The following is an 8,102-nucleotide window of genomic DNA, read 5'->3' as shown; positions in this document are numbered from 1 at the left end:
GGGTCGGGGTGGGGGTGCCGCCGGGGGCGGTGTCGGCGCCGGTGAGCAGGTTGTGCGTGCCCAGGGCCGTCAGGGACGTTCCGTCGAAGCGGTAGGTGGTGGCGTTGCCGGAGGCGTCGACGGCGCGGAGGTCCACGGTGCCGTCCTGGTCGACGTCGGCGGCCTGGACGAGCGGCTTCGCCGCGGCGTCCCAGCCGGCGGAGGCGACGAGGACGGGCGTGGCGGGGGTGCCGAGGGTCATGTCGAGCAGGGCTGCGGGGCTGTAGTAGTACAGCTGGCCGCCCGCGTCGGAGCGGGCGAAGAGGGCCGGCATGTTGTCGACCAGGGCGGTCGTGATGCTCCAGCCGCTCCACGTGCCGCTGCCGGTGGGGTTGGTGTCCGCGAGCACCAGCTCGGGCGGGAAGAACCCGCCGGACTGGGCGGTGGTGGGCTGCAGCCACAGCGCACCGTCGAGGACGCTCAGCAGGGACGGGAAGGGGTTCGGATCACCCTGGGCGGCGGTGATGTAGAGCTGGCCGGCGTTGGCTATGGACGTGGGTAGCGCGCGGGTGACGGGCGACATGAACGAGTCCATGGAAACACCCTTGGCGTTCAACGGGTTCAGGGGGGATCCGTCGCCCGTGCCGTAGAGCACCGCGCCGGCTCCGGTGGCCGGGTCGTAGATCAGGACGTCGTTCGGCCCGGCGCCGGTACGGAAGTGGCCGACGATCGCCTGGCGGCCGTTGTAGTCGGCGGGTCCGCTTCCGCTCGCCCCCAGACCGTTGACGCCGATGTCGGTCGCGGTACCGGAGAGACCGCCGTCCGCCGAACCGTCCGTGAGCCACAGGCCGGCGCCGAGCGAGGCCTGGTCGCCCACCACGACGAGGTCGGCGCGACCGTCACCGTCGAGGTCGTTCTCGACGGCGGTCACGGTCTCGGCGTGCGCGGGCAGGACGACCGCACCCAGGGCGGCGGCGGTCACGGTGGTGACGACCGCCGCGGCGCGGGCACGCAGGGAGAGACGGCGCTGTGACATGGGGTGCCTCGGATTTCCGTGAGGAGCACAGTGGCCGGTCAACGGCGGACCGGCGCGAGGATCATGACACAGGGCCTTCGTGCACGTTTCACCGGTCCCGACAGGTGCCGCCGCTCACGCGGCTCCCAACTCCTCGACTCCCTGCCGCTCCTGTCCTCGGGTCATGCGCAGAGGCAGCGCCGGTTCGTCGCCACGGGCGCACGGCTTCCCCCTCCCGCTTCCCTCAGGCCCTGAGCGCGGTCTCGATCATCCAGCCGACCGGGAACGTCCCGGTGTCGGCGGTTCCGGCGCGCTCACGGACGACGCTGAGCTTCTCGTCGCCGTCCCGGAGCGCGTAGCCGACGCGGGGCCCGGCGGCCTTCACCACCAGGTGGTCGACGCGCCAACTGCCGCCGTTGAAGACGGCGATCCGCAGGTAGGCGTCGCCGAAATCCGCCGCGAAGGAGAGGTAGACCTGCCCCCAGCCGAGGGCACCGCCGTTCTGCGGGGGCAGCGGGATCACGGTCACCCGGTCCTTGCCGTCGGTCAGGAATCCCGGCTTCACATCGCCGATGACGAGTGCCACGGCGTCACCTCACTTCTCCGTCGGGTCACCCGAAGTCGGCCGCCGCCACACGTACTTGTCGCCGACCGGCACCGCCGACGCCGCCGCGCCGACCGGCCACCACCAGTGGACCCGCCCGTCGCCCGCCGCACCCGGAGGACGCGGATTCCGCCACCCACACCGACCTGAGGGGCGGACAGACCGTCACGCACGCCCTGGCAAGATCGTCCCGGAGGGGTGAACGTGGACATCGTGGAACTCATGGACCTGCTGGCCGAACGCGAATGCTCCGTCGTGCTCAAGGCCGACGGCGAGCGCTCGGCGGGCAAGCGCTGGATGGTGATCGCCTCCGGCCGCGCCCTGGGCGATGGATCGCTCTTCCGAGCGGACCCGGCCTCCGCCGAGGCGTGCTTGCAGTCCCTGCTCGATCACCTGGAGAGCCGAGGCCTCTCACCACTCGCCTGAGCCCGGCCCGGACCTCGGAAATCTCACCGACTGCGGCTACTGGCAGTTCCTCTCACGTGCCGTCACGCCCGTCAGCCCTCAGGTCAGGGATCGACGGACACCTGTACATCGGCCCGCGCAGCGGCCGGCTCCGCCGGAAAATTTCCGGGATGGCCGGGTGAAGGCCAAGGCCGTCGTCCGGCCTGTCGGGTGCTCGGCGAGCGGGGTTCGCCGGGGGCTACGGGCCCGGATGGGGCACGGCAGGACTGACGGCATGGAACGACGAAGGCCCAGGCCTGAGGTATGCCCCCTCTGACCTGGGCCTTTTCGCATTCCCGGCGTTGTGCCCCAGGCAGGATTCGAACCTGCGACACCGGCTTTAGGAGAACGGGCGTCAGCCTCACGAGCTGACCTGCGCCCTTCCCCTGCGGGGCAGTTGGCTGGCTGTCCCCGCTGTCGCCCGCGATTCCCCGCCTCGCCCCGCCCAACCTGGCACGGCTGTGGCACGACACGCCCCTAGATGCGAACTACCGGCAGCGCGGTCGCTGGGGTCTCTCGCAATGGTCCGCGAGCCTGCGTCGTCCGCTGGCGGTCGCCCGCGATCACCCCGGTTGCTGTACCGCACTGCTGTACAACCTCAGCTACTGCAGCCGTTCCGCAGTGTCATACTCGGCAACTCGGAAGGTCGACCAGTACGTGCGGGACGGCTTCGCTCGGTCAAGCAGGGCACAGAGAGCATCCCCGTGCAGCACGCGCACGCCCATCCCGGCCTCGGACCGACCTACGTGATCAACTACGTAAAGGTAGAAATTCTCCGGATCTTCTACAGCTTCGGCGAGCTGCCGTTCTTCCAGCGGTATCGACTGGCCGCGCGCCGACCCGCTGAACGCCTTGACCTCGATCTTCCGCGGCGGGCTGTCGATGTCGTACCGGTAGCCCTTCGTGCTGACGTCCACAGGCTCGCGGCCGTCAGCCCGCTCCAGTGCGATGACGTGGTCAATCGCGATGCGCTCGATGTCCTGGTTGCCCAAGGCCCCTCCCGGTCTGGCGACGCGAGCACCAAACCATGCAGGACCCCTGCCTTACAAGGATTGACGTGGCTTGCCCGTCCTGGCCAGCGATTGGCTGACGCCGGCCACATGATGACCGCCGCTCCGCCAGTACCCGAGATGGACCGCCACGTACCGCTCCATCTCGCACGGCCGTGGCACGCTCACAGGGTCCCAAAGTGCTCCGGCAGCGCCTCAGCAGGGAGCCCTCGGGTCAGAACCACGTAGGTCGGCCCGTTAAGGTGTCTCGCTCTTCCAGTTCCCCCACTGATCGAGCTCGTAGGACCGTCTCGTCCGTCATGGTCGAACAGTAGCCAGTAGAGCTTGGCCCGTTCGTCCCGAAACAACTCGGGGAGCCGGCCGACATGGGGAGAAGTGCTGCTGACCTGCATTGGCAGTCCCCGAACGTCCGTAGCACATGCCGCACGCGCTCAGCAGGGCCGCCGGATCGAGCCTCGGCCGTCGTCCTCCCCGGTCACGCCCATGCACGGCCCCGGCCCCGGCCGCTCGGAGCATGCGACGCGGGGCGGCCGGCTGAACCGGGAGTACCGTCGAAGTAGACGCTTTGCTACCTGGGAGCGTGATGCCATGAATTCGATTGTGCGACGGTATGCGCCAACCAGTGAAATGATCAGCTATGCGGAAACGGGCTGCTGTCCACTCTGTGGCGCGCGAATTCTCAGAAAGAACGGCCCGCTCGGCGCCACTCTCACTATCAGGACGGCATCAAGAATCAAAGTGTTCGAAACTTTACTGAAAACAGCGGCAATCAGACTTGCCCCTCCAGGCACGAATGTCCACATCACTCCGAGTGGCGCAATGCGATGCATGTCATGCCAAGGGCAGTGGAACATCTCAGCGGATTCCGGCGTCACAGGCTCCGCGCCGCCCGAAGTCCCACAGCACCCGCCTGGCGCGATCGACCTGGCCGATGCCAGGGTTGTCCAGGTGACCGAAGGTGATCAGTTCGACGTTCTGATCGCGACCGAGAGAATATCTGCCGGAAGCGAGGGAGGCGGGGCGAAAACCACACGTACGGTCACCGTGTCCCGCACGGTGCGGCGCGAGGTCGGAATAGACCTCAGCAAAGCAAAGGTGCGAGCCGGCGAGTACGGCTTGATGGTCATAGGGGCCGGTGACATCAAGCGGCAGATACGGGAGGAGCTGACCCACAAGTTCTCGGTTTCAACCCAGGGCGAGTTCACCGTGGAGGATTCCGTCGGCATCGAGGTAAAACCTAGGAGTGCGGTCGAGCTGATCATCGACTGGAAACTGAGATACCAACGTGGCACGGCCTCGGCCCTTACCGCCGACGGAATAACGATAGAGATTCCCTACGAGCTACCGCTAAGGCTAACCTTCGACCATCACACCAAGGACCTCCCCGCCACTGGGTGATTACCTGTGGGCAATCTCCCGCATCGGCCTTATCGGCTCACGCCATGGCGGGTGATCATGGGATCGAGTCTGCGGCTGTCTCGGCGGCAGGCCGCAGCAGTCCTTCGCACCCGCTCGCACCGTGCCGATGCACTGATCCACAGATCAGGCCGTGATGGGCCAACGAGGCGTAACCGAAGTCAACTGCTTGGTGGGCAACTGAGCTTGGGAATCAGCTGCCTCAGCGCTGGAAAGCTGGTCCCGAGCTGGATCAATGCCACTCGTGGATCTTCCTTGCCAGGCCCCTTCAGCCCCGTCATTTACCGTGGCCGACCGCCCGATCTGGTGCTCATCTGGCGCGACGCGAGACTGCTCACACAGACCTCTGCCGGCGTTCGTCCGAACTCCCGGTTCCAAAGGTTGGTATCACCCAAGTCGGTCGCGGCCCCGCAGGATCTCGGAGTGAGCCACATCCGCCCGAGTGGGTCGGTCCTTTGGCTACGTCCTGTCGCGTTCCGGGGCCGGTGCGCCGACCATGGTTGTCGGCCCCAGCCGCGTCCACCGCAGGCGGGGCAGGTTTGCCGATCCAACATCTTCAGCAAGCTGATGTCGGAGCTCGCTGCCTAGGGTACGTAGGACCTCTGATTCGGAGTCTGACAGCTGCGAGTCGGCCGAATCACTGGGCGAGGCTGCCACCTCAAGTAGCTTGGTCTGCACCGCCATATAGGCTCTCTTCGCTGCAGGAGTGAGGAACATCCCACCCGCCTCAGCCCCGAAATACCAATCGGAAAATTCTTGACCAAATCCCCATAGCTCCTGCCGCGTCGGCTCCTCCCCTGGTCGCCAATATCGAGGCAGACATCGAGAGAGGTGAAATAGGGCCTGATAGTGACCCACCCTACTCTCCCGCAAGGTCTTATCGTATGAATATTCGAGCTCACGCCGCATGTTGGATCGCGCCGTCAGGTAAGTAGCGATACTTCCAATCAAAATGCCGACAATAGCACCAAGGATGCCAATTAGCGTTGCCATGCGATGCATCGTTTCACTTTGATGGGGCTGTCGCGGCGCGCAATAGAATCCCGAGCTTGGGAATCTCACCAACTGTGGTGGCTGGCACTGCCCCTGACGTGCAGTTATGGGGTTGTTGGCCCAGTGGCGGCCTGGTCGCCCGGGCTCGCTGTTGACCGTCATTTACCGCTTGCCCCCGCCCGTTAGGGCGCGGCTGGGGCACGGCGACGGGGTATTGAGATCGCCGTCAGGTCGCGGTCAGCCCGGGCGGGCACTCGTCGGGTCGCGGGTCACGCACCGACCCAACGAATCGCTCCTCGCAGGCACCTACGGCGTGGAAGTTCCGACGAGCCTCCGCCAGGCTGAGCCGGCCGTTCGGCCCGCCTCGGACGCGACTCGCATCGTGATCGTCCTGGCCGTCGTCCTCCCAGAAGCACACGGAGCAGATCTCGTACCCGCCACGCTCGCCAAGGGTGACGAAGCCGCAGCACGGGCAGCGATACGGCCCATCCTGGGGCTTGCCGTAGATGTTCACGAACGGGGTCACCATGGCTGCATCCTGCCTGATCGGGAGCGCCACCGCGCCAGGTTAACCTCGCGGGCAGTGGGCCCCCTCGTACTGTCCGCGAGCAGTCCCCGCCGGCGCCTTCTGGCACGGGTGTGGCACGGCCGGACTGAGCTGCCCTGACCACCCCTGGCAGCACGAAGGGCCAGCTTCCGAGGTTCACCCTCGTGAGCTGGCCCTTCTGACGTTCTGCGCCCCGATCGGGCGATGTGCCCCAGGCAGGATTCGAACCTGCGACACCGGCTTTAGGAGAGCCGTGCTCTATCCCCTGAGCTACTGAGGCGGGGCCTGCCGAGTGCCTGCGACGGGGCGGGCGGTGTTCGGCCGACGGCAGACAGACTAGCGGATCCGGCGGTCGGCGATCGTGTGCGGCGGCAGGTCCCGGGGACGGGGACTGGCTATTCTGGGCCGGCCGCTATGTCCGGGCTGGCAGGTGATGAGTAGATACGTACAGATCATCCGACAGGAGATCGTCTGGCTGGTGCCGGGCCTGGTCGCCCTGGGCGTGGGGCTCGCCGGGATCGGTGTGCCGGAGCTGTGGCGCGACGAGGTGTCGAGCTGGAGCGCCGCCGGACGGCCGTTGCGCGGGCTGTTCGCCATGCTGGCCAACGTCGACGCGAGCAACGGCGCGTCGTACGTCCTGCTGCACGCCTGGACGGGCCTGTTCGGCGATTCGCCCGCCGCCCTGCGGCTGCCGTCCGCACTGGCGATGGCCGGCGCCGCCTCGTTCACCGCACTGATCTCCCGGCGGATGTTCTCCTCCCCCGTCGCCGGCCTCGCCGGCGGCCTGCTGCTGGCGACCGTCCCGCAGATCTCCCGGTACGCCCAGGAGGCCCGCGCCTACGCGGTGGTGACCTGCGCGGTGGCCGCCGCGACCTGGCTGCTGCTGCGCGCACTGGAACGGCCGGCCGCCGACCGCTGGGCCTGGTACGCACTGGCGACCGGTGTCGCCGCCGTGTTCCACCTGGTCTCGCTGGCCTGCCTGGTCGGCCAGCTGCCGATGGTGGCGGCCGCCGCCCTGCGGCCGGACGGCCGCCGGGTGCTCCGCCAGTGGCCGCTCGCGGTGACGGCCGGCGTGGCCCCGGCACTGCCGGTGATCGCGCTCGGCCGGCTGCAGTCGGGCCGACAGCTGTCCTGGCTGGCCGCGCCGACCGTCCGCGACCTGCGGTTCGTCTGGCAGGACCTGTTCGGCTCGCACCAGGTGCTGTACGCCTTCCTCGCCCTGGCGCTGCCGGGCCTGCTGCTGCGCGTCACCCGCCGGCCGGCCGTCCTGCTGCTGCTCGCCGCCGCGCTCCCGGTCGGCGCGGTGTGGGTGGTGTCCCGGCTCGGCAGCACCTCCTTCTTCCTGGCGCGCTACCTGCTCTTCACGGTGCCGCTCTGGGCGGCCCTCGCGGGCGGTGGTGTCGGCGCCCTGGCCGCACTGCTCGGCCGCCCCGTTCCGGCCCGTCGGGCACCGGCGGCGGTGTCGGCTGCGGCGGCGGTGCTGCTGGTGGTCGCGGCGGCGGCCGTCCCGGCCCGGCTCGGCCTGGACGACCAGCGGGTGCTGCGGACGGCCGCCTCGCACACCGACACGGACTACCGCGGGGCCGCCCGGCTGGTGGCGGCCGGGTACGCGCCGGGCGACGGGCTGGTCACGGTCGGTGGCGACCTGGACTGGATGATGGTCGGCCCCGCCGTCTCCTACTACCTGCCGGCCGGGGTCCGTCCCCGGCAGTTCTTCGTGCAGGAGAACGCGACCGCCGCGCACGACCTCTTCGCCGTCGAGTGCCCGGTGCCCGTGACCTGCATGGGTGACGAGACGCGCGTCTGGGTCGTTACCATCGGCACGGGCGACGATCCGTACGAGTGGCTCCCGGCCGCACAGGCCCGGGCCCTGCGGACGGCGTTCGTCCCGGCCGAGGTCCGGCACGTCCCCGGACTGACGGTGTCGCTCCTGGTCCGCCGCCCGGCGGCCTCCGCGGCACCCGCGCCGGGCCGTCCGTGACCCGCCGCCGACCGGAAAGGCTGTGCCGTGACTGCCCCTGAGGAGACCACCTTCGCCGATCTCGGCGGGGTGCTGGTGATCATCCCGACCTACAACGAGGCCGAGAACATCGA

Annotated in this window: 7 protein-coding genes and 1 tRNA gene; 3 read left to right on the top strand and 5 right to left on the bottom strand. The window is 68.5% G+C overall.

What is annotated here, in order from left to right:
• Window positions 1–1,015 (bottom strand): FG-GAP repeat domain-containing protein (locus tag IE98_RS43990; protein ID WP_043176340.1); only part of this gene is annotated, 1,015 nt, incomplete at its 3' end.
• Between the two features lie 223 nt (window positions 1,016–1,238).
• A complete protein-coding gene (locus IE98_RS0141000; protein ID WP_030277772.1) occupies window positions 1,239–1,580 on the bottom strand; it encodes a hypothetical protein in 342 nt (113 codons plus the stop codon).
• Window positions 1,581–1,802: 222 nt separating this feature from the next.
• Here IE98_RS0141000 and IE98_RS0140995 point away from each other — a divergent pair, with 222 nt between their 5' ends.
• On the top strand, window positions 1,803–2,024 hold the full coding sequence (locus IE98_RS0140995; protein ID WP_030277771.1) for a hypothetical protein: 222 nt from the start codon (window positions 1,803–1,805) through the stop codon (window positions 2,022–2,024).
• 620 nt (window positions 2,025–2,644) lie between these two features.
• On the opposite strand, the gene IE98_RS0140990 is transcribed toward IE98_RS0140995, so the two are convergent.
• A complete protein-coding gene (locus IE98_RS0140990; protein WP_030277769.1) occupies window positions 2,645–3,034 on the bottom strand; it encodes a protein NO VEIN domain-containing protein in 390 nt (129 codons plus the stop codon).
• 966 nt (window positions 3,035–4,000) lie between these two features.
• On the opposite strand from IE98_RS0140990, the gene IE98_RS0140985 reads away from it, so the two are divergent.
• Complete coding sequence (locus IE98_RS0140985; RefSeq protein ID WP_159401254.1) at window positions 4,001–4,450, top strand: hypothetical protein; 450 nt, start codon at window positions 4,001–4,003, stop codon at window positions 4,448–4,450.
• A 1,237-nt stretch (window positions 4,451–5,687) separates the two neighbouring features.
• On the opposite strand, the gene IE98_RS0140980 is transcribed toward IE98_RS0140985, so the two are convergent.
• Both IE98_RS0140980 and IE98_RS0140975 read right to left on the bottom strand, forming a co-directional pair.
• On the bottom strand, window positions 5,688–6,020 hold the full coding sequence (locus IE98_RS0140980) for a CPCC family cysteine-rich protein (RefSeq protein ID WP_234443889.1): 333 nt from the start codon (window positions 6,018–6,020) through the stop codon (window positions 5,688–5,690).
• 195 nt (window positions 6,021–6,215) lie between these two features.
• Window positions 6,216–6,288, bottom strand: a tRNA-Arg gene (locus IE98_RS0140975).
• Between the two features lie 153 nt (window positions 6,289–6,441).
• On the opposite strand from IE98_RS0140975, the gene IE98_RS0140970 reads away from it, so the two are divergent.
• A complete protein-coding gene (locus IE98_RS0140970) occupies window positions 6,442–7,989 on the top strand; it encodes a glycosyltransferase family 39 protein (RefSeq protein WP_078661709.1) in 1,548 nt (515 codons plus the stop codon).
• Window positions 7,990–8,102: the final 113 nt, after the last annotated feature.

The organism is Streptomyces sp. NRRL B-24484, assembly GCF_000717715.1.
GTDB lineage: Bacteria > Actinomycetota > Actinomycetes > Streptomycetales > Streptomycetaceae > Kitasatospora.
The sequence above is the reverse complement of the archived record's forward strand: the minus strand, read 5'-3'. Positions and strand labels throughout refer to the sequence as shown.

Coding starts and splice junctions, on each gene's coding strand:
- IE98_RS0140970 (WP_078661709.1), top strand. CDS start 6,442: ATGAGTAGATACGTACAGATCATCCGACAGGAGATCGTCTGGCTGGTG.